This window comes from Burkholderiales bacterium (assembly GCA_015075645.1).
GTDB lineage: Bacteria > Pseudomonadota > Gammaproteobacteria > Burkholderiales > Casimicrobiaceae > VBCG01.
On record JABTUF010000004.1, the window covers coordinates 539,452 to 559,941 of the forward strand.

Sequence of the window (20,490 nt, forward strand, 5' to 3'; positions counted from 1 at the left end):
ACACGACAACGATCACTTCTTCTTCTTCTTCGCGGCCGCTTCCGCCTCGCGCTTGGTCTCCGTCTCGTAGGTCTGGCGGTCGAAAGCCTGGCCCGAGCCCTTGGCGACTTCGCGCACCACCGCCCAGGTCGTCTTGTAGTTGATCGGGAAGAAGCGGTCCGCGCCGTCGAACGCCTTCTTCATCTCGGGCGGGAAGCGGTAGTCGTAGAAGCAGGTCAGCATCCGGTCGACGAGCTTCGGGTCGAGGTCGTGCGCGTACGCGAACGACGAGGTCGGGAACTTCTGGCTGCGGTAGATCACGCGGAAGTCCGACTCCTTGATCTGCCCGCGCACGCCCATGCGATGGAACACGTCCGAGGCGACTGCCGCGGCGTCGTAGTCGCCCGAAGCGACGCCGAGCACCGACTGGTCGTGCTTGCCGGAGAAGAGCGGCTTGTAGTCGACGTCGGGCTTGAGGCCCTCCTTCGGGAACAGCGCGAGCGGCGCGAGGTGGCCCGAGTTCGACGACGGCGAGGTGTGGGCGACCTTCTTGCCCTTGAGGTCCGAGAGCTTCTGGAACGGCGAATCCGCCTTGACGATCACGATCAGGTTGTAGCCCTGGAAGTCCTTCTCGTAGCCCTTGATCGCGAACGGCACCGCGCCGGCCAGGTTGACCGCGAACGCGGTCGGGCCGGTCGAGAAGCCGCCGACGTGCAGGCGGCCCGAGCGCATCGCCTCGATCTCGGCGGCGTTCGACTGCACCTGGTAGAACACGACCTTCTTGTTGAGGCACGCCGCGAGGTGCGTCGTGAACGGCTTGAAGATGTTCTCGTAGACCGCGGGGTCTTCGACCGGCGTGTAGGTGAACACGATGGTCGACGGATTCTTGAGCTTCTTCGGGTCTTTCGGGACGTCGGCCGTCATGTTGCCGTCGTCGTCGCAGTAGATCGTGTCGAGTTCGCCGTGGTTCTTGCACGCGTCGGCGGCGAACGACGGGGTGATGGGCAGCGCCGCGAGCACGAGCGCGGCCAGGAACGTGCGGAAGGTCGTGGACATCGGGTCTCCTGGAAGTCGGGCCGCGCGCCCCCGGGACGGGTGCGGTGCCGCATCGTCGTGCGGCTCGGTCGGGCGGGCCCGAACGGGAGTGTACACGCGGGAACGCGCATTTCGACACCTGCGGCGGGGCGGGGAGGCCTCGCGCCGCCGTGCGGCGTCGCCCGGCCGCGCGCGTAGAATGCGCCGGAGTTCCGCCTCTCACCTGTGACCGCGACCCCCGTCCACGTCGTCCTGATGGCCGCCGGCCAGGGCAAGCGCATGCGCTCGTCCCGGCCGAAGGTGCTGCACCCGCTCGCCGGTCGCCCGATGCTCGCCCACGTGCTCGACGCGGCGCGGTCGGTCGCGCCCGCCGCGATCGCGGTGGTCGTCGGCCACGGCGCCGACGCGGTGGAGCGCGCACTCGCCGCGCCCGGGCTCGCGTTCGTGCGCCAGGACCCGCCGCGCGGCACCGGCGACGCGGTGCGGGTCGCGCTCGCGACGCTGCCGCGCGAGGGCGTAACGGTCGTGGTGAACGGCGATACGCCGCTCCTCCCGGGGACGCTGCTCCGGGCGCTCGCGGAGCGCGCGGCACGCGGGCGGCTCGCGCTCCTGACCGCGATCGCGCCCGACCCCGCGGGACTCGGGCGCGTCGTGCGCGAGGGCGAGGGGCTGCGCCGCATCGTCGAGGACCGCGACGCGTCGCCCGCGGAACGCGCGATCGACGAAATCTACACCGGCGCGCTGGCCGCGCCGACCGCGCTCCTCGCCGCCTGGGTCGCGAAGCTCGAGCCGCACAACGCGCAGGGCGAGTTCTACCTGACCGACGTGGTCGCGCACGCGATCGCCGACGGCGTCGCCGTCGAGGCGATCGTCGCGCCCGACGAGCGCGACACCCGCGGCATCAACGATCGCGCGCAACTCGCCCAGGTCGAGCGCATCGTGCAGCGCCGGTATGCGGAAGCGTTGATGCGCGCCGGGACGACGATCGCCGATCCCGCGCGCTTCGACCTGCGCGGCACGCTCGAATGCGGCGCGGACGTGTCGATCGACGTCGGCTGCGTCTTCGAAGGCCGCGTCGTGCTGCACGACGGCGTGCGCGTCGAGCCCGGCTGCGTGCTGCGCGACTGCGAGGTCGGGCAAGGGAGCGAGATCCGCGCCTACTCGATCGTCGAGGGCGCGCGCGTCGGCGCGAACGCGTGGGTCGGACCCTACGCGCGGCTGCGCCCGGGAACGATGCTCGACGAGGGCGTTCACATCGGCAACTTCGTCGAGGTGAAGGCCTCGACGATCGGGCGCGGCTCGAAGGCGAACCACCTCGCCTACGTCGGCGACACCACGATCGGCGAGCGCGTCAACTTCGGTGCGGGGTCGATCACCGCGAACTACGACGGCGCCGCGAAGCACCGCACGGTGATCGGCGACGGCGCGTCGATCGGCTCGAACGTCGTGCTGGTCGCGCCGGTCGAGGTGGGCGCGGGCGCGACGATCGGCGGCGGCAGCACGATCGACCGCGATGCCCCGCCGGGCAAGCTCACGCTCGCGCGCGCGAAGCAGGTGACCGTCGAGAACTGGAAGCGGCCGGCGAAGAAACCGAAGGACGCCCGCTGATCCGTGGGTCGGGCTTCAGCCCGACGAGGTCTGTGCCGATTCGGGACGTTACGTCGGCCTGAAGGCCGACCTACGGGAGGTTGCTGTGGGTCGGGCTTCAGCCCGACATCGTTCGTGCCGATGTGCAGGAAACGCGTCGGCCTGAGGGCCGACCTGCGGGAGGTTGCTGTGGGTCGGGCTTCAGCCCGACGACCTGGACGCGAATCGAACGCGACGACATGACGAACGCCCGCTCGAACCGGCGTGAAGAATCCGTCGTGGCGGGATACGACCCCGCACGCTGCCCGCGCTGCGGCGCGGTGAACGCCTGCGCGATGGCCGCGGGCGATCCCCGTCCCTGCTGGTGCACGCGGGTCGTCGTGCCTGCCGCACTCCTCGACGCACTGCCGGACGACGCGAAGGGCGTCGCGTGCCTGTGCGCGGCATGCATCGCGAATGCGGCTGCGGAGGGCGACGCGGCGTCCTGCTGACGCGAACGCGCCGGGCCGGAATCGCGCCATTTTCACCGCGGGCGTTGTCGCACCCGCGCGGGATCACCGCGTCGTTGGCCGCGGCAGTGGAATCGCAGGCGCGAACTTCGCCCGCTTCGCGACGAAAAAGCTCTTCACGTTGCGCACGTGCGCGTCGTCGGTCATCACGCGCTGCAGGAAGGCGTGCCACGCGGGCATGTCGGGGACGGTCGCGAACAGCACGAAGTCGGGCCCGCTCGCGGTGCGGTAGCACTGCTGCACGGCGGGCTCGGCGTTCGCGCGCGCCTCGAACGCGTCGAGCCTCTGCGCGGTCTGCGGCTCGAGCGTCACCTCGACGATCGCGGAGAGTCCAGGGGCGAGCTTGTCGGCGGAGAGCAGCGCCACCGTCTTCTCGACGTAGCCCTCGTCGACGAGGCGCTTCGTCCGGCGCAACGCCGTCGCCGGCGACACGTGCACCCGCGCCGCGAGGTCGAGGTTGGTCAGCGAGGCGTCCCGCTGCAGCTGGTCGAGGATCCGCAGGTCGGTTTCGTCGAGCGACATCATGAAAGAATAGTCGGATATCTCGGCACACATGAAATATTACATTGCATCGCGCCAGCTACGCAATATTCATCCAAAAATAGAATAGAAACGCATGAAATACCCTCACGCATGCGCCTACTCTACTGTCAACTGTCAACTGTCAACTGCCAACTGACTCTGATGTGCGGAATCGTCGCCGCCGCCTCCCCGCGGAACATCGTCCCGATCCTCGTCGAGGGGCTGAAGCGCCTCGAGTACCGCGGCTACGACTCCTGCGGCATCGCGGTCCACCGTGACGGCGCGCTCGAGCGTTCGCGCAGCACCGCGCGCGTCGCCGAACTCGACGCACTGGTCGCGCGCGAGGGCATCGAAGGCGGCACCGGCATCGCGCACACGCGCTGGGCGACGCACGGCGCGCCGGCCGTGCACAACGCGCATCCGCACTTCTCGCACGGACCGGGCGCGGACGCGGCGCACGCGCGGCCCGGGCGCATCGCGCTCGTGCACAACGGCATCGTCGAGAACCACGAGGCGCTCCGCGCGAAGCTCGAAGCGCGCGGCTACGCGTTCGCGAGCCAGACCGACACCGAGGTCATCGCGCACCTGATCGACCTCCACTACGACGGCGACCTGTTCGAGGCGGTGAAGCGCGCCACGCTCGAACTCACCGGCGCCTACGCGATCGCGGCGTTCTGCCGCGACGAGCCGCACCGCGTCGTCGGCGCGCGCCTGGGCTCGCCGCTGGTGCTGGGGCTGGGCGAGGGCGAGAGCTTCCTGGCGTCGGACGCGATGGCGCTCGCCGGCGTGACCGAGCGCATCGTCTACCTCGACGAGGGCGACGTCGCCGACCTGCAGTTGGGCCGCCACTGGATCGAGCGGCGAATCGACGGCTCCGACCGCTGGCAGCGCGTCGAGCGCGAGGTGCGCCGCGTGCCCGCGTGGACCGGAGCGGCCGAGCTCGGACCGTACCGCCACTACATGCAGAAGGAGATCTTCGAGCAGCCGCGCGCGATCGCCGACACGCTCGAAGGTGTCGAGGCGGTGACCGCGGACCTCTTCGGTGACCGCGCGCACCGCGTGTTCGGCGAAGTCGACCGGGTCCTGATCCTGGCGTGCGGCACGAGCTACTACGCGGGCCTGACCGCGAAGGTGTGGCTCGAGTCGCTCGCGCGCATCCCGACCGACGTCGAGGTCGCGAGCGAGTACCGCTACCGCGACAGCGTGCCGCACGAGCGCACGCTCGTGGTCACGATCAGTCAGAGCGGCGAGACCGCCGACACGCTCGCTGCGCTGAAGCACGCGCGCGCGCTGGGCATGACGCGCACGCTCACCGTCTGCAATGTCGCGACGAGCGCGATGGTGCGCGAGTGCATGCTCGCGTACGTGACCCGGGCGGGCGTCGAGATCGGCGTCGCGTCGACCAAGGCGTTCACGACCCAGCTCGCCGCGCTGTTCCTGCTCGCGCTCGCGCTGGCGCAGGTGCGCGGCCGGCTCGCCGACGCCGACGCCGAGCGGCACCTCGCCGCGATGCGCCACCTGCCGGTCGCGCTGCAGGCCGCGCTCGCCCTGGAGCCGCAGGTGATCGCGTGGGCCGAGCGCTTCGCGGCGCGCGAGCACGCGCTATTCCTCGGCCGCGGCCTGCACTATCCGGTCGCGCTCGAAGGTGCGCTCAAGCTGAAGGAGATCAGCTACATCCACGCCGAGGCGTACCCGGCGGGGGAACTCAAGCACGGCCCGCTCGCGCTCGTCGACGCGGCGATGCCGGTCGTCGCGATCGCGCCGAACGACGCGCTCATCGAGAAGCTCAAGAGCAACCTGCAGGAGGTGCGCGCGCGCGGCGGCGAACTCTACGTCGTGGCCGACCGTGACAGCGCCATCCGCGCCGACGAGGGGCTGCACGTCATCCGGCTGCCCGAGCCGGTGGGGATGCTCTCGCCGATCGCGCACGTCGTGCCGCTGCAGCTCCTCGCCTACCACGCCGCGGTCATCCGCGGGACCGACGTCGACAAGCCGCGCAATCTCGCGAAGAGCGTGACCGTCGAGTAGGGCGGCGGGTGGATCAATGGGGTCAGACTCGATTGATGGTCCGCGACGAGCGCTCCGTCGGCCGGCCAGTGGCCGCCAAGGCGCCGGCCGGAAGCATCGACCCGGGAGAGGAAGACCGGGACATGTGACCTCGCGTGTCGCGTTGCGCCAACGAACGATCAATCGAGTCTGACCCCTTTGATCGCCTCCTCCGGCGGCTTCACGCCGCGAAAGCGCGCGAGCAGCAGCACGTCGTAGGCGATCTTGGTCGCGCCGGCCGCGAGGAACGGCCAGCCGAACGGCGAGGCGCCGAGGAGCCAGCCCGCGAGGAACGGACCGATCGCGGAGGCGAGGCTTCGCGGCACCGCGGTCATGCTCGCGGCAGCGGGCCGCTCCGCGGGCGGCACGATCGCCATCACGTAGGAACTGCGCGTGGGCACGTCCATCTGCGAGAGCGCGCTGCGCACGAGCAGCAGCGCGACCACGCCGGCGAGCGAGGGCACGAACGGAATCGCGACCAGGCACAGGTTCGCCGGCAGGTGCGTGAACACCATCGTGTTGACGAGGCCGATGCGTCCGGCGATGCGTACGGCGACCATGAACGAGAGCGCCGACAGTACGCCGGTCCAGAAGAAGAGCGTGCCGGCGGCCGCGAGCGGCAGGTCGAAGGTCTGGTAGAGCCACAGCGCGACCATCGACTGCACGACGAAGCCGCTGCCGAACGAATCGAGACTGAAGAGCGCGGCGAGCGCGTAGACGTTGCGCTTCGAGGTGCGAAGCGGTGCGGCGCCCGCGTGCGCGCCGGCGGCGAGGGCCGGCGGCAGTCCGCGGTAGGCGAACGCGGCCGCGACCGCGCACAGCGCGTAGAGCACGAACATCGCCTGCATCGCGGCGAGCGGCGCGATGCCGAAGGCCGCCGTGGCGAGCGCGGGCAATCCGGCGGCGAGCGATCCGACCGCCGCGGAGAGCGAACCGGTCAGGCTGTAGTGCGCGAACGCGGCGGTGCGGCGATCGTCGCGGGCGAGCCGCGAGATGAGCGCGTGCTCGAGCGGCAGGAACACGCTCACGTCGCCGCTCGACGGATTGAGCGTGCCGACGAACGCGACCACCGCGAGCGGCCAGAAGGCGGTCAGCGTCGCGAATCCCAGTCCGGTCGCGATCATGAGGACGCTGGCGGCGAGGAGCAGCGTTCGGTACGGAAAGCGCGCGGCGTAGCGCCCGACGGCGAGCGTCATTGCGCCGGACCCCAGCAGCGTCGCGGTTGCGACGATGCCGACGCGCAGCGGACTCCACCCGAGTTCGAGCAGGTAGATCGGCAGGAGCAGGCTCACGAAGCCGTCGCCGAACGCACGCAGTCCGCGTGCGACGAGAATGCGTCGGAGGTCGGTCTTCGAAGCGGACATCGAGGGCCGTCGCGGCGCGCTTCGTGCCGCGCGGGCGAACACGATGCCGGCGTCGGCGCATCTCCGCAAGGGGAGGCCGATGCGCGAAATCGCCGTGCGCTGTCAGCGTTGCGTCAGCGAGTCGTCGCGCGCGCCGGGGAGGCGCGCTCCTCTTGGTAGAATGACCGCCCCCGACGAGGGGCGACCATCGCCTGCAACACCAGAAGCGCCGCGACCCCGACTCCGTCCGTTCACGGAGGCATTGCCACCATGTCGAAACACCCATTCCGGCCCGCCGCGCGCGCGCTGGCCGTCGCGATCTTCGGCGCGTCGTTTCTGGGCGCCACCGCGGCCTCGGCCGAGATCATCAACGCCACGCGCGTCCACCTGATCATCAACGGCGCCGACGTCGTGAACGTGCCGGGTGGGGGTCCGAACGTGCCGGCGACGTCGACCGGCACGCGCAACGAGCAGGGCGTCAACGCGGCATTCACCGTGACGGTGAACCAGGGCGTCACCTCGAAGTCGACGCTGTCGGGCACCACGGCCGCGAAACTCGTCCTGCGCGGATCGTCCGCGTTCAACTTCACGTTGCACCCGCCGGCGGGCGTCGCCAGCCTGAAGGGCGCGCAGCTCGTCTTCCACGGCACGCTCGAGGGCCACGTCAGCGACGGCGCGACGCTCAACATGGTCTCCTCGGTCGAACTCGACAGCGCCTCGGGCACCGGTCACGGCGCGGTGATGATCACCAGCAGCACGGTGCCGCAGATGCAGTACGACATGTCGGTGACCGTGTCGCCGTTCGCCGCGCCCGGCGACCTCACCGGTCGAATTCGCCTGTTCGTCGACGCGGTGACCGAGCTGGACGGCATCACCAGCGAGACGTTCAGCGCGGAGGCCACCACCGGCACGGGCATCACCGGGTTCCGCGTGCTGGCGGCGGATGGAACGCCGATGCAAGGTTTCACGATGACCGCGGACGGCGGCGCGATTCCCGAACTCGGCGGCGTGCCGGGCGGCGGCAAGGGCACCGCGATCGAGTTCTACCATCAGGGCTTCAACCACTACTTCGTGTCGTCCGATCCCGGCGAGATCGCGCGGCTCGACGACGGCAGCTTCCCCGGCTGGACGCGCACCGGTGAGCAGTTCAACGTGAGCACGGCGCCCGGCGCGGGACTCTCGCAGGTCTGCCGCTTCTACACGGTCGCCTTCCCGCCGTCGAGTTCGCACTTCTACACGGCGAATTCCGCCGAATGTGACGGGCTGAAGGCGAACAGCAAGTGGCAGTTCGAGAAGATCGCGTTCTACATCGCGGTGCCGAGCGCGCAGGGCGTGTGCCCGGCGCAGACCACGCCGGTGTTCCGCCTGTTCAACAACGGGCAGGGCGGAGCGCCGAACCATCGTTTCACGACGAGCACGGCGATCCGCACGGAGATGCTGGGCAAAGGTTACGCCGACGAGGGCGTGACCATGTGCGCGTCGCAGTAGCGTCGTTCCGGACCGGGGCCGCCTTCGCTTGCCGCGGGCCCGTGCACGATCGCCGAGAGCGCTGTCCGGCGGACGCGAGGATCGGGATCCGGTTTCACGCGCGCGGGGCATCGCGTCGAAAGGCCGGGGGCGCCTCCTCCGGCGTCGCCCTTGCCGTGCTATCGAGTCGACGCGCCCGCGCCGATCATGCATGCTTGCGGACCATGCCTGGTCGGGTCGGCTGACGACGTGGCCCTGCGCACGAGCGCGGAGCGTCGCCCACCTCGTCGTCCTCGATCCGATGGCGCTTCCCCCCCGGCTCGCCGGCTGCCGAACATGAACGTCGACACGCGCCTCGCGGCCGGGACCGCGAACGTCGCACTGCTCGTGATCCCCGCCCTGGGCGTGGCGGCGTGGTTCTCGCTGCCCGCCCAGCTCGACCCTGCCGTGGTTTCGCCGTCCTGGCGCGCCGGCATCGACGCCTGGACGAACTACCTGCGGTTCGCGGTCTTCGCCGTGCTGATGGCGTCGGCGTTCGCCGCGGGCTACCTGCGCGGAACCGGTTGGCTGACCATGGCGGCACGCGCGCTTTCGGGCGACGAACGGACGGCGCGGCGAACGCGGGCCGTGCTCTGGTGCGCGTTCGCGGTCGTGGCCATCGCGTACGCGGTCAATGCGTCGATCAGTTCGGTGACCCATGCGCTCACCGACGACTTCCACGAAGGCGAGTACCTGGGCTTCATCCCGCACCTGCGCGCGGGAGGATCGCTCGACGGCGCGCTCACCACCCACGGGCCGGGCGTCGACCTCTTGCCGGCCTACGCTTCGGTGGCCCTGGCGGGCCCCGACAACGGCATCGTGACCGCGCGGATCGCCTTCGCGGCCCTCCGCGCCGCCGCGGTGGCCGCCGCGATCGCCGCGCTCGCGCTCCTGTGCCGGCTGCTCGCGCCCGGCGATTCGCGCGCCCGCTGGATCGTGACCACGGCGCTGGCAACGCTCGCGCTGGGCGCGGCGCTTCGCTTCGGCGAGTGGCCGGACGATCCGCCGATGCACAAGACGCTGAATCCGCGCGATGTCGTGTACCTCGTGCAGATCGCCCTCGTCCTCGCGTTCGCTCGGGCGATGGGCCGGGCGCCGGCCGCATCGAGCCGCGGGGCGCTCTTCGCGTTCGCCGCCGGCGTGTCGCTCCCGTGGGCGCCGTTCTACTCGTACGACCGGGGGCTCTACGGACTCGCGTTCGTCGCGCTCGTGTCGATTCCGATCGCCGCCACGTCGTGGCGCAAGCCGTGGCTGTCCGGGGTGCTCGGCGGCGCGGCCGCGGGTCTCGCGGCGCTGCTGGCCATCGTGCCGCGCGCCGATCTCGCGGCGGCGGTGGCCCAGATCCGGTACTTCGCGCGCTACGGCCGGGACCTGTTCTCGTACGCCGGCATCGCCACGCCGCCCGAGATCTGGATCCCGTTCCTCCTCGCCGGCGCCGCCGCCGCGCTGGCATGGGCGGTCGCGAGCATCGCGAAGTCGCTCCGCGCGCACGGCTCCGACGTCGCCCTGCGCGAGCCGGCCGCGGTCGTCATGCTCGCCGCGTCGCTGCCGATCCTGCGGACCGCGGTCGAGCGCGGCGACTCGACGCACGTCGCCTGGGCGGTCACGCCGGCGTGGCTGCTCGCCAGCGCACTCCTCGCGCGGTTCGCGGCGACACGGTTCCTGTGGCCGCGCGGCGATCCGGGGAAGGCCGCGGAAGCGACGGCCATCGGCACCGTGCTGCTGTCCGTGCTCGTGGGTCTCGCGATGCCGCTCCTCGACCCGGTTGCCGCCTGGAAGCGCGTCGATCGCGAATACCTGCGCGGACGGCACACGGCCGACGCGAACGTCCTGTCCGCCGCGCAGCGCGAGGTGCGAAGCGCGATGGGTGCGGCGGTGGCGGCGAGTCCCTGCTTCGTCACCCTCACCAACGAGCCGACCTGGTACTACGTGCTCGGCCGACCTTCCTGCACGCGCTACCACGCCGTGACCAACGCGCGTGCGCGGACGGCACAGGACGCGTTCGTCGCCGCACTGGAGGCGAAGCGGCCGCAATGGATCCTGTTCGAGAACCGTGCATGGTCGAACACCGTCGACGGTGTCTCGCTCTTCGACGGCACGCCGGAGATCGTCGCGTACGTGCTCTCGCACTACGAGCCGGACGCCGTGGTCGCCGGCAACTGGTTCTGGCGGCGGGCCGCCGGCCCGCCCGTCTGGTCGGACGATCGCGTCGGCGAGGTGCGCAACTATCCCCGGGCCGCTTCACGCGTGCCGGACGCGCGCATCGACGGCACGCTGCCCGCCGACGAGGCGCAGCGGCTGCCCGAGGCCCTGATCGTGACCGTGGGCACGCCGCCGCGACCGCTGTGGGCGGGACGGCCGGACGCAGGAGCGTGGCGCGCAGGCGCGTGGTCGGTCACGCTGCCGACGGCGGCGTTGTCGCCGGGCACCCACAAGGTGCAGGCGTGGGTTCGGCGGGAGACACCCGGGCGCTTCGTCCGGCTCGGCGAAGCGGTCGACGTGCGCATCGATTGAACTCGGCGCGGCGATCGACGCCCCGGCGCGATCCCGCCACGCCCGACTCACTCCGGACGGATCCCCGCGTCGCGCATGATCTTGTGCCACTTCGTGCCCTCGCGCGCGATCATCGCGCCGAACTCCGGCCCCGGCGTCCAGCGCGCCTCGACGCCGTTGGTGACCATCTGCTGCTGGACCTCGGGCTTCTGCATCACCTTGGCGATTTCCGCCTGCAGGCGCGCGATCACCGCCGGCGGAGTGCCGTTCGGGACGAAGATGCCGAGCCAGCCGGTTGCGTCGAAGCCGGGGAATCCCGATTCGGCCACCGTCGGCACGTCGGGCAGCGCGGGACTGCGCTTCGGCGAGGTGACCGCGAGGCCGCGCAGCTTGCCCGACCTGACGTGCGGCAGGCCCGACGCGACCGACAGCGCGGCGAGTTGCACGTGGCCGCCGAGGAGGTCGGTGATCGCAGGCGACGCGCCCTTGTAGGGCACCTCCACCCACTTGAAGCCGCCGTTCTGCATCAGGAGGTCCACGGCGAGCTGCGGGAACGTGCCGTGGCCGGCCGTGCCGTAGTTGACGGTCGCGCCCGACTTCGCCGCGGCGATCGCGTCGCCGAGCGTCCGGAACGGTGAGTCTGCGCGCGTCATGATGAGCGAGGGCGAACTCGCGATCTGGATCACCGGCGTCAGGTCCTTCAGCGGGTCGAGCGGCGGCGACTTCATCGTCGGCGCGGCGATGATCACGTTGTCCGCCTGGCCCATCACGATGTCGTAGCCTTCGTTGGGAGCCTTCGCCGCTTCGGCGAGGCCGATCATGCCCGACGCGCCGGCCTTGTTCTCGACGACGATCGTCCAGCCCGTCGACTTCGCGAGTTCGCTCGCGACCAGCCGCGACGAGATGTCGGTGCCCCCGCCGGGCGGGAACGGCACGATCAGTCGGATCGGCTTGGCCGGAAAGGTCTGTGCGCCGGCCGGCGCGGCGGCTGCGACGAGCGCCAGGACGGCGCAGAGCAGGCGAAACATGGGTCGATACCTCCTTCGGTGGACTCCCCGTTCCCACGCGGGAACGGAGCACTTCAGCCGACGGCGCGCTGCGCGCCCTCGAGCGAATACTTGCGCAACCGCGGTCCGGCCTTCATGACCTGTCCGGGCAGCGGGCGGCCGATCAGCGTCTCGACGCGCTTCGCGACCTCGATCAGCGCGCCCAGGTCGACGCCGGTGTCGTAGCCCGATTCCTCGAGCAGATAGACCAGGTCCTCGGTGCAGATGTTGCCGGTCGCGCCGGGCGCGAACGGACAGCCGCCCAGGCCCGCGATCGACGACTCGAACTCGCGGACGCCGAGTCCCAGCCCGACGACGACGTTGGCGAGCCCGATGCCGCGCGTGTTGTGGAAGTGCAGGGCGACCGCCATCGCGGGGTAGCGCTCCGCGACCGCGCGCACGAGCGCGGTGACCGTCGGCGGCGTCGCCATGCCGGTCGTGTCGCCGAGCGTGATGCGGTCGATGCCGAGCTGCGCGTAGGCGTCGACGATGCGCAGCGCGGCGTCGACCGGCACCTCGCCTTCGAACGGGCAGCCGAACGCGCAGGCGACCGCGCCGCGCAACGGGACCCGGCCTGCGACGACGCCGTGCAATTCACGGACGTTCGCGAGCGACGCGCCGATCGGCGCGTTCAGGTTCGCGAGGTTGTGGGCCTCGCTCGCCGAGACGAACACGACGATCTCGTCGACGCCGGCGGCGAGCGCGCGTTCCGCGCCGCGCGCATTGGGCGCGAGCGCCGAGATATGCGCGTCGGCCCGGCGTTCGAGTCGCGCGAGGACCTCGTGCGCGTCGGCGAGCTGCGGCACCGCCTTCGGGCTCACGAACGAAGTGGCCTCGAGGTGCCGGATCCCGGCGCCGATCAGCGCGTCGATGACCTCGGCCTTCGCGTCGGTCGGGATGAACGCGCGCTCGGCCTGGAAGCCGTCGCGGGTGCCGACTTCGGTGATGTGGACGCGTTCGCGCATGGTCTTCGGAACGGATCGGAGCGGAATGCGGAATGTAGCCGACGCGGTGGCCGTCAGGCCGCGCGCCTCGCGTGGAGCCCGGCGATCTCGTCGTCGGCGTAGCCCAGCTCGCGCAGGATCGCGTCGGTGTCCTCGCCCAGGTCGGGCGGCGGCCGGTGCACGCGGCAGGGCTCGTCGCTGAACTTGATCGGGAAGCCCAGCACGTCGAGCGGGCCGTGCCTCGGGTGGTCGATCGTGATCCGCATCTGCTGGTGGCGCACCTGCGGATCGTCGAAGACCTCCGGGAGGCTCATCACGCGGCCGCAGGGCACGCCGGCGGCGTTGAGCGCTTCGAGCCAGTGCGCGATCGGTCGTTGCGCGATCTTCGCGCCGACCTCGGCATTGATCGCGCCGCGGCGCTCGAAGCGGTCGTCGTTGGTGCGGAACTCGGGGTGCTCGCGCAGGTGCCCGAGGCCGAGCGCGTCGAGGAGCCGGAAGTACACCTGGTCGTTCGACGGCGCGATCGCGACCTCGCCGTCGGACGCGCGGAACAGCCCGTAGGGCGCGACGAGCGCGTGGTCGTTGCCGGTGCGCCGCGGCTGCTCGCCGGTCGCGAAGTAGTGCGTCGCGAGGAACGCGAGGTTCGCGATCAGCGCGTCGGTGAGCGCGACCGAAACTTCCTCGCCCGCACCGGTGCGGCCGCGGCGGACGAGCGCGGCGCAGACGCCCATCGCGGCGTACGCGCCGGCGATCAAGTCGGAGAGCGGCGGCGCGGCGCGCGCCGGCGGCTCGCCCTCCGCGCCGTTGACGCTCATGAAGCCGCTCATCGCCTGCGCGATGAAGTCGAACGACGGGCGGTCGCGGTAGGGACCGTCGTTGCCGAACCCGGTGATGTGGGCGACGACGAGGTCCGGCTTGATGCGCGCGAGTTCGTCGCGCGAGAGCCCGATCTTCCCCATGACCCCGGGGCGGAAGTTGTCGAGCACCACGTCAGCCGTCGCGATGAGCCGGCGGAGCGCCGCCTTGCCCTCGGCGCTGCGGAGGTCGAGCGTGAGCGAGCGCTTGTTGCGGTTGAACGAGGCGAAGTACAGGCCGACGCCGTCGCGCAGGATGCCCTGCCGGCGCACCGGGTCGCCGCCGTCGACGTCCTCGATCTTGATGACCTCGGCGCCCATGTCCGCGAGGAACATCGAGCAGAACGGTCCGGACAGGATGCGGGAGAGGTCGACGACGCGAATGCCGGAGAGTTGCATGATCGGGAGCGGAGGAACGGCGGAACGGGAAAGCCGACGCGCGGACGAAAGACGACAGACGCGATTCTACGCGGCGACCGGAAGCGCCTCGACCGCGGGTGCGCGGAAGCGCTCGAGAAGCTCGGCCTCGCGGAGCTTCGCCGCGTCGAGGTTGCGGCGCTTCACGTGGCCGTAGCCGCGGATCGACGCCGGGACCGCCGCGATCTCGACGGCGAGCGCGAGGTTGCCGGGAGCGAGCGCGCGTTCGAGTTCGTCGAGCGTCCGCTCGTAGTCCGCGACGAGCGCGCGTTCGAGCCGGCGTTCCTCGCTGTGGCCGAAGGGGTCGAGCCAGGTGCCGCGCAGGGACTTCATGCGCGCGAGGAGCGCGAGCGCGTGGCGCATCCACGGGCCGTAGGTCCGTTTCATCGGCCGGCCGGTGACCTTGTCGGGCTTCACCCAGAGCGGCGGGGCGAAGTGGTAGCGGAGCCGGTAGCCGCCCTCGAACTGCGCGGCGACCTGGCGCTCGAACTCGCCGTCGGTGTACAGGCGCGCGACCTCGTACTCGTCCTTGATCGCGAGGAGCTTGTGGTAGTTCCGCGCCACCGCATCGGTGAGTGCGCCGGCACCACCGGCGATTCGCGTCTCGGCGGCGCGGATGCGCCTGACGCGGGCGCGGTAGCGCTCCGCCAGCGCGGCGTCCTGGTAGGCGGTCAGGAACTCGACGCGGCGCGCGATCGCGGTCTCGAGGTCGATCGCGATCGCGCGGTCGCTGCCGACGTGCTCGCCCGAAGGCTTCGCGTGCCTCTCGACCGCCGCGAGGTCGTGGCGCGCGAGGCGGCCCCATTCGAACGCGCGGAGGTTCGCGTCGACCGCCGCGCCGTTCAGTTCGATCGCGCGGACGAGCGCCTCGTGCGCGAGCGGCACGAGTCCCGACTGCCACGCGTACCCCAGGAGGAAGATGTTGGTCGAGAGCGCGTCGCCCATGAGTGCGGTCGCGAGCCGCGTCGCGTCGAGGAAGGTGGCCGCGTCGGCGCCGATCGCGTCGCGGAGCCCCTCCTCCATCGCGTCCCAGGGTGTGCTGAGGTCCGGGTTGCGGATGAACGCGACGGTCGCCATGCGATTCGTGTTGACGACCGCGCGCGTGAGCCCCTTCTGCAGGCGCGAGAGGATCGCGTTCTCGGCGGTGACGAGGATGTCGCTGCCGATCAACGCGTCGGCCTCGCCCGCCGCGATGCGGATCGTCGTCAGGTCCTCGGGATTCGCCGCGATCTTGACGAAGGTCGTGACCGCGCCCCCTTTCTGCGCGACGCCGGTCATGTCGAGGACCGACACGCCGCGGCCTTCGAGGTGCGCGGCCATGCCGAGGAGCGCGCCGACGGTGATGATGCCGGTGCCGCCGACGCCGGCGACGACGATCGACCAGGGCCGGTCGAGCGGCGGACGCGACGGCTCGGGAATCGCACCGAAGCGATCGTCCGCCGCGGCCTGCGCCTGTCCGCGGCGCAGCGTGCCGCCCTCGACCGACACGAAGCTCGGGCAGAAACCGTTCTGGCAGGAGAAGTCCTTGTTGCACGAACTCTGGTCGATCGCGCGCTTGCGGCCGAACTCGGTCTCGATGGGGATCACCGACACGCAGTTCGACTGGACCGAGCAATCGCCGCAGCCTTCGCACACGCGCGTGTTGATGAACGAGCGGCGCGCCGGGTCGGGGAAGCGTCCGCGCTTGCGGCGGCGGCGCTTCTCGGCGGCGCAGGTCTGGTCGTAGACGAGCGCGGTGACGCCGGTCGTCTCGCGCAGTTCGCGCTGCACCGCGTCGAGGTGGTCGCGGTGGCGCACGCTGACGCCGCGCGCGAACGGGGCGGCGGAACCGTACTTCTCCGGCTGGTCGGTGACGACGACGATCGTCTTCACCCCCTCGGCCTCGAGCTGGCGCGTGAGTCCGGGGACGTTGAGCGGCGAGGGCAGCGGCTGGCCGCCGGTGGCCGCAGTCGCGTCGTTGTAGAGGATCTTGAACGTGATGTTCACGTTCGCGGCGACCGCGGCGCGGATCGCGAGGAGCCCCGAGTGGTAGTAGGTGCCGTCGCCCATGTTGGCGAAGAGGTGCGGCGTGTCGGTGAACGGCGCGCGGCCGACCCACGCGGCGCCTTCGGAGCCCATCGGCGAGAACACCTTCGTGCCGGAGAAGATGTAGGTCGCCATGAAGTGGCAGCCGACGCCGGCGATCGCTTCGCTGCCTTCCGGCACGCGCGTGCTCGTGTTGTGCGGGCAGCCCGAGCAGAAGAACGGGACGCGTCCGGCGTCCGACAGGTAGCCGCGCAACTGCGGCGACAGCGACGGCTTCGACATCGCCTCTTCCTTCGCGCGGAGCCACGCGGCGCGTTCCTCGATGCGCGGCTCGCGACGGAAGCGGCCGATCCGTGCGGCGATCGCGAGCGCGATCCGTTCGGCCGACAGTTCCCCGTTGGGCGGCAACAACCACGTGTTCCGGGGGGTGTCTTCGGCGCGCTTGCCGACGATGCGCGGCCGCCGCGCGTCGGGCCAGCCGTAGAGCAATGCGCGGAGCTGGTCCTCGATCACCGGGCGCTTCTCCTCGACGACGAGGATCTCCTCGAGGCCTCCCGCGAACGCGTGCACCGCCTGCGGCTCGAGCGGCCAGGTGAGCCCGAGCTTCAGCACCCGGAGGCCGATGTCCGCCGCCGCGCGCTCGTCGATGCCGAGGTGGCCGAGCGCCTGGCGCACGTCGAGCCACGACTTGCCGGCGCAGACGATGCCGAGCCGCGCGCGCGGACTGTCGTGGACGATCGGGTTCAAGCGGTTCGCTCGTGCGTACGCGAGCACCGCGGGCAGCCGGTACTCGTGGATGCGCCGCTCCATCGCGAGCGGCTGGTCGGGCAGGCGCAGCGACAGGCCGCCCGGAGGGAGCGCGAAGTCCTCGGGGAGGCGGATGTCGACGCGCGCGGGATCGACGGAAACCGACGCCGAACACTCGATCGTGTCGTCGAGCGCCTTGAACGCGGTCCACGAGCCCGAGTAGCGCGACATCGCGAACGCGTGCAGGCCGAGGTCGAGGTACTCCTGCACGCCGGAGGGCGCGAGCACCGGGATCATCGGCGCGTAGAGCATCGTCTCGCTCTGCGTCGCCACGGTCGAGCTGCGCGCCATGTGATCGTCGCCGCAGACGAGCAGCACGCCGCCGTGGCGCGACGCACCGGCCGAGTTGCCGTGCAGCAGCACGTCGCCGCAGCGCGCGAGCCCGGCCCACTTGCCGTACCACATGCCGAAGACGCCCTGGTAGCGCGCGCGCGGGTCGAGGGAGACCTGCTGCGAGCCCCAGACGGCCATCGCCGCGAGTTCCTCGTTCTGCCCGGGCTGGAACGCGATGTGGTGACGCGCGAGGAGGTCGTGCGCCTCCCACAGCGTCTTGTCCATGTTGTTGAGCGGCGAGCCCTGGTAGCCCGAGACGAAGCCCGCGGTGCGAAGGCCCGCCGCGGCGTCGCGCATGCGCTGCATCAGGAGGAGCCGCGCGAGCGCCTGCAGGCCGGTCAGGTAGACGCGGCCCCTTTCCAGCGTGTACTTGTCGTCGAGGGTGACGGTGGCGAGCGCCATGGGGATTCGCGGAGTCTTCCTACACGACCTTGCCGGGATTCATGAGCCAAAGCGGGTCGAACGCGCGCTTCAGCGTGCGCATCGCCTCGACCGAACGCTCGCCGAACTCCTCGACGAGGAACTCGCGCTTGCCGAGGCCCACGCCGTGCTCGCCGGTGCAGGTGCCGCCCATCGCGAGCGCGCGGCGGACGAGCTTCGTGTTGAGCGTCCACGCCTCCTCGACGTCGGCCTCGCTCCCGGGGTCCACGAGGATCATCAGGTGGAAGTTTCCGTCGCCGACGTGGCCGAACAGCGGGATCGGCATCGAGGCGCGCGCGATGTCCTGCGCGGTCTCCCCGATGCACTCCGCGAGCCGCGAGATCGGCACGCACACGTCGGTCGCGATCATCCGGCTGCCCTCGCGGAGCTGGAGGCAGGCGAAGTAGGCGTCGTGGCGCGCCTGCCACAGCTTCGTGCGTTCCTCGGGCTTCGTCGCCCAAGCGAAGTCCCGGCCGCCGTGCGAGGTCGCGATCGCCTGCATCTGCGTCGCCTGCTCCTCGACGCCGCGCGCGGTGCCGTGGAACTCGTACCAGAGGGTCGGCGCCTCGGCGAGCGCGAGTTTGCTGTAGCGGTTGACGGCGCCGATCGTGAGCGCGTCCAGCAGTTCGACGCGCGCGACCGGGATGCCGCACTGGATCGCCTCGATGACCGAGTCGACGGCGGCCCCGACCGTCGGGAACGCGCAGACCGCCGCCGACATCGCCTCGGGGATCGCGTGGAGCCGCACCGTCAGTTCGGTGATGACGCCGAGCGTGCCCTCGGCCCCGACGAAGAGGCGCGTGAGGTCGTAGCCGGCCGCCGACTTGCGCGCGCGGCCGCCGGTGCGGATCACGCTGCCGTCGGCGAGCACGACGGTGAGCCCCAGCACGTTCTCGCGCATCGTGCCGTAGCGGACCGCATTGGTGCCGGAGGCGCGCGTCGAGGCCATGCCGCCGAGCGTCGCGTCGGCGCCCGGGTCGATCGGGAAGAAGAGTCCCTGGTCGCGCAGGTGCGCGTTCAACTGCTTGCGCGTGACACCGGGCTCGACCGTGACGTCGAGATCGTTCGCGTGAACCTCGAGGATCCGGTTCATTCGCGACAGGTCGAGGCACACGCCGCCGCGCGTCGCGAGCACGTGGCCCTCGACCGAGGTGCCGACGCCGAACGGGATCATCGGCACGCGGTGGCGTGCGCAGGCGCGCACGACGGCGACCACTTCGGTCGTGTCCTGCGGGAACACCACCGCGTCGGGCGGCGTCGCCGGATAGCTCGAGATGTCGGTGCCGTGGTGCTCGCGGAGCGCGTCGGCGGTCGTGACGCGGTCGCCTAACAGCACGCGAAGCTCGTCTTCCAGCGCCGCGGGCAGCATGGTCGGCGCGCGAGACCTCAACGCGGCGAAGTGGCCGGCGGCCGTGAGCCCTGCGTGCATCGTCGTCCTCCTCTGCCCCGGGGTTCGGACACCTGCGTGCCGCCGCGGAGGTGCCGGCCGCCGGTTGACAGCCCCGGGCCGGTCGGGGCATCCTACCAAACAACTGTTTGTTTTGGGAAGGCCCTGCCGATGCCCGCCGCCGTCCGCCGATCGCCGCCGTCCGCCGCGCCGCTGCGCGCCGACAACCGCCTGCCGCTGATCCTCGACGCGGCGGCGCGGTTCTTCGCGCAGAAGGGCTTCGGCGACGCGTCGATGCGCGACATCGCCGGCGCGGCCGGCATGCTGCCCGGCTCGCTCTACTACCACTTCGCCTCGAAGGAGGACCTGCTGGTCGCGGTCTACGCGGAAGGCGTCGAACGCATCCTGGCCGCGGTCGTCCCGGCGCTCGAATCGAGCGACGATCCCTGGACGCGCCTCGAGAACGTCTGCGCGGCGCACCTCGCCGGCCTGCTCGAGGACAGCGACTACGGCCAGGTGGTGATCCGGGTCCGTCCCGACGACGCGCCGTCGGTCGCGAAGCGGCTGACCGCGCTGCGCGACGAGTACGAGGCGACGTTCTCGCGCTCGCTCGCGCGGCTGCCGCTGCCGCCGCGCACCGACCGCCGCCTGCTGCGGCTGATGCTGCTGGGCGCGCTCAACTGGTCGCAGACCTGGTACCGGCCGGGTCGCGACTCGCCGCAGGTGCTCGCGCGCCGCTTCGTGCGCCTCTTGCGCGAGTCGCTCGACGGTTGACGCCGCGCCCTCCCCTCCCTTCGCCCCAGGACCCGCGATGAACGTTCCCCCCAAGGTGCTGATCACCAAGATCGGCCTCGACGGCCACGATCGCGGCAGCCGCATCGTCGCGGCGCACCTGCGCGACGCGGGCATGGAGGTCGTCTACACGCCGCCGTGGCAGGAGATTCCGGCCGTCGTGAAGCTCGCGCTCGAGGAGGACGTCGACGTGATCGGCGTCTCGTCGCTCGCGACCGACCACCTGATCGTCCCCAAGCTGATGGCGGCGCTGCGCGAGGCCGGTCTCGCCGACGTCGCGGTGATCGTCGGCGGCATCGTGCCCGACGAGGACGAGCGCGCGCTCCTCGATGCCGGGGTCGCGCGCGTGTTCCATCCCGGGGCCGCGCTCGACGACATCGCCGCCTGCGTGCGCGATTCGACCGCGCGCGTGCGTGCCGCCCGCTTCCCCGCCTGACCCGAGGCC

Annotated in this window: 15 protein-coding genes; 7 read left to right on the plus strand and 8 right to left on the minus strand. The window is 71.3% G+C overall.

The window, feature by feature from the left end:
- Nucleotides 1-12: 12 nt before the first annotated feature.
- Nucleotides 13-1,035: a phosphate/phosphite/phosphonate ABC transporter substrate-binding protein gene (gene phnD / locus HS109_12715; GenBank protein ID MBE7523232.1), complete on the minus strand. Its 1,023-nt coding sequence runs from the start codon at nt 1,033-1,035 to the stop codon at nt 13-15.
- A gap of 234 nt (nt 1,036-1,269) precedes the next feature.
- On the opposite strand from phnD, the gene glmU reads away from it, so the two are divergent.
- Together glmU and HS109_12725 are read left to right on the plus strand one after the other, a co-directional pair.
- A complete protein-coding gene (gene glmU / locus HS109_12720; GenBank protein ID MBE7523233.1) occupies nt 1,270-2,622 on the plus strand; it encodes a bifunctional UDP-N-acetylglucosamine diphosphorylase/glucosamine-1-phosphate N-acetyltransferase GlmU in 1,353 nt (450 codons plus the stop codon).
- A gap of 218 nt (nt 2,623-2,840) precedes the next feature.
- Nucleotides 2,841-3,092, plus strand: coding sequence for a cysteine-rich CWC family protein (locus HS109_12725; GenBank protein ID MBE7523234.1), 252 nt, complete (start codon nt 2,841-2,843; stop codon nt 3,090-3,092).
- A gap of 63 nt (nt 3,093-3,155) precedes the next feature.
- Here the strand turns inward: HS109_12725 and HS109_12730 are convergent, their stop codons facing one another.
- The gene (locus tag HS109_12730; GenBank protein MBE7523235.1) at nt 3,156-3,632 is read right to left on the minus strand and encodes an Lrp/AsnC family transcriptional regulator; all 477 of its coding nucleotides are present in this window, start codon (nt 3,630-3,632) and stop codon (nt 3,156-3,158) included.
- 162 nt (nt 3,633-3,794) lie between these two features.
- Here HS109_12730 and glmS point away from each other — a divergent pair, with 162 nt between their 5' ends.
- A complete protein-coding gene (gene glmS / locus HS109_12735; protein ID MBE7523236.1) occupies nt 3,795-5,660 on the plus strand; it encodes a glutamine--fructose-6-phosphate transaminase (isomerizing) in 1,866 nt (621 codons plus the stop codon).
- 158 nt (nt 5,661-5,818) lie between these two features.
- Here glmS and HS109_12740 read toward each other — a convergent pair whose 3' ends face one another.
- The gene (locus tag HS109_12740; protein MBE7523237.1) at nt 5,819-7,042 is read right to left on the minus strand and encodes an MFS transporter; all 1,224 of its coding nucleotides are present in this window, start codon (nt 7,040-7,042) and stop codon (nt 5,819-5,821) included.
- Nucleotides 7,043-7,291: 249 nt separating this feature from the next.
- Between HS109_12740 and HS109_12745 the strand changes: the two genes are divergently transcribed.
- Complete coding sequence (locus HS109_12745) at nt 7,292-8,509, plus strand: hypothetical protein (protein ID MBE7523238.1); 1,218 nt, start codon at nt 7,292-7,294, stop codon at nt 8,507-8,509.
- 315 nt (nt 8,510-8,824) lie between these two features.
- On the plus strand, nt 8,825-11,041 hold the full coding sequence (locus HS109_12750) for a hypothetical protein (protein ID MBE7523239.1): 2,217 nt from the start codon (nt 8,825-8,827) through the stop codon (nt 11,039-11,041).
- Nucleotides 11,042-11,088: 47 nt separating this feature from the next.
- On the opposite strand, the gene HS109_12755 is transcribed toward HS109_12750, so the two are convergent.
- The 5 genes from HS109_12755 to HS109_12775 all read right to left on the minus strand — a co-directional run bounded on the left by HS109_12755 (nt 11,089) and on the right by HS109_12775 (nt 19,235).
- Nucleotides 11,089-12,048, minus strand: coding sequence for a tripartite tricarboxylate transporter substrate binding protein (locus HS109_12755; GenBank protein ID MBE7523240.1), 960 nt, complete (start codon nt 12,046-12,048; stop codon nt 11,089-11,091).
- Nucleotides 12,049-12,101: 53 nt separating this feature from the next.
- The gene (locus tag HS109_12760) at nt 12,102-13,031 is read right to left on the minus strand and encodes a hydroxymethylglutaryl-CoA lyase (GenBank protein MBE7523241.1); all 930 of its coding nucleotides are present in this window, start codon (nt 13,029-13,031) and stop codon (nt 12,102-12,104) included.
- A 53-nt stretch (nt 13,032-13,084) separates the two neighbouring features.
- Nucleotides 13,085-14,263 (minus strand): CoA transferase, encoded by a 1,179-nt coding sequence (locus tag HS109_12765; protein ID MBE7523242.1) that lies wholly within the window; start codon nt 14,261-14,263, stop codon nt 13,085-13,087.
- Nucleotides 14,264-14,329: 66 nt separating this feature from the next.
- Entirely contained in the window at nt 14,330-17,848 is a 3,519-nt protein-coding gene (locus HS109_12770; protein MBE7523243.1) for an indolepyruvate ferredoxin oxidoreductase family protein, read from the minus strand.
- A 19-nt stretch (nt 17,849-17,867) separates the two neighbouring features.
- A complete protein-coding gene (locus HS109_12775; protein ID MBE7523244.1) occupies nt 17,868-19,235 on the minus strand; it encodes an FAD-binding protein in 1,368 nt (455 codons plus the stop codon).
- A gap of 189 nt (nt 19,236-19,424) precedes the next feature.
- On the opposite strand from HS109_12775, the gene HS109_12780 reads away from it, so the two are divergent.
- Together HS109_12780 and HS109_12785 are read left to right on the plus strand one after the other, a co-directional pair.
- Nucleotides 19,425-20,027 carry a helix-turn-helix transcriptional regulator gene (locus tag HS109_12780; protein MBE7523245.1) on the plus strand — a complete coding sequence of 201 codons (603 nt, stop codon included), beginning with the start codon at nt 19,425-19,427 and terminating at the stop codon, nt 20,025-20,027.
- A 37-nt stretch (nt 20,028-20,064) separates the two neighbouring features.
- Nucleotides 20,065-20,481 carry a cobalamin B12-binding domain-containing protein gene (locus tag HS109_12785; GenBank protein MBE7523246.1) on the plus strand — a complete coding sequence of 139 codons (417 nt, stop codon included), beginning with the start codon at nt 20,065-20,067 and terminating at the stop codon, nt 20,479-20,481.
- Nucleotides 20,482-20,490 lie beyond the last annotated feature (9 nt).

Excerpts from the sequence above, each read along its gene's own strand:
- HS109_12725 (MBE7523234.1), top strand. The coding sequence starts at position 2,841 with ATGACGAACGCCCGCTCGAACCGGCGTGAAGAATCCGTCGTGGCGGGA.
- HS109_12785 (MBE7523246.1), top strand. The coding sequence starts at position 20,065 with ATGAACGTTCCCCCCAAGGTGCTGATCACCAAGATCGGCCTCGACGGC.
- HS109_12730 (MBE7523235.1), bottom strand. The coding sequence starts at position 3,632 with ATGTCGCTCGACGAAACCGACCTGCGGATCCTCGACCAGCTGCAGCGG.
- phnD (MBE7523232.1), bottom strand. The coding sequence starts at position 1,035 with ATGTCCACGACCTTCCGCACGTTCCTGGCCGCGCTCGTGCTCGCGGCG.
- HS109_12765 (MBE7523242.1), bottom strand. The coding sequence starts at position 14,263 with ATGCAACTCTCCGGCATTCGCGTCGTCGACCTCTCCCGCATCCTGTCC.
- HS109_12740 (MBE7523237.1), bottom strand. The coding sequence starts at position 7,042 with ATGTCCGCTTCGAAGACCGACCTCCGACGCATTCTCGTCGCACGCGGA.
- HS109_12755 (MBE7523240.1), bottom strand. The coding sequence starts at position 12,048 with ATGTTTCGCCTGCTCTGCGCCGTCCTGGCGCTCGTCGCAGCCGCCGCG.
- glmS (MBE7523236.1), top strand. The coding sequence starts at position 3,795 with ATGTGCGGAATCGTCGCCGCCGCCTCCCCGCGGAACATCGTCCCGATC.
- HS109_12750 (MBE7523239.1), top strand. The coding sequence starts at position 8,825 with ATGAACGTCGACACGCGCCTCGCGGCCGGGACCGCGAACGTCGCACTG.
- HS109_12770 (MBE7523243.1), bottom strand. The coding sequence starts at position 17,848 with ATGGCGCTCGCCACCGTCACCCTCGACGACAAGTACACGCTGGAAAGG.
- glmU (MBE7523233.1), top strand. The coding sequence starts at position 1,270 with ATGGCCGCCGGCCAGGGCAAGCGCATGCGCTCGTCCCGGCCGAAGGTG.
- HS109_12780 (MBE7523245.1), top strand. The coding sequence starts at position 19,425 with ATGCCCGCCGCCGTCCGCCGATCGCCGCCGTCCGCCGCGCCGCTGCGC.
- HS109_12745 (MBE7523238.1), top strand. The coding sequence starts at position 7,292 with ATGTCGAAACACCCATTCCGGCCCGCCGCGCGCGCGCTGGCCGTCGCG.
- HS109_12760 (MBE7523241.1), bottom strand. The coding sequence starts at position 13,031 with ATGCGCGAACGCGTCCACATCACCGAAGTCGGCACCCGCGACGGCTTC.
- HS109_12775 (MBE7523244.1), bottom strand. The coding sequence starts at position 19,235 with ATGCTGCCCGCGGCGCTGGAAGACGAGCTTCGCGTGCTGTTAGGCGAC.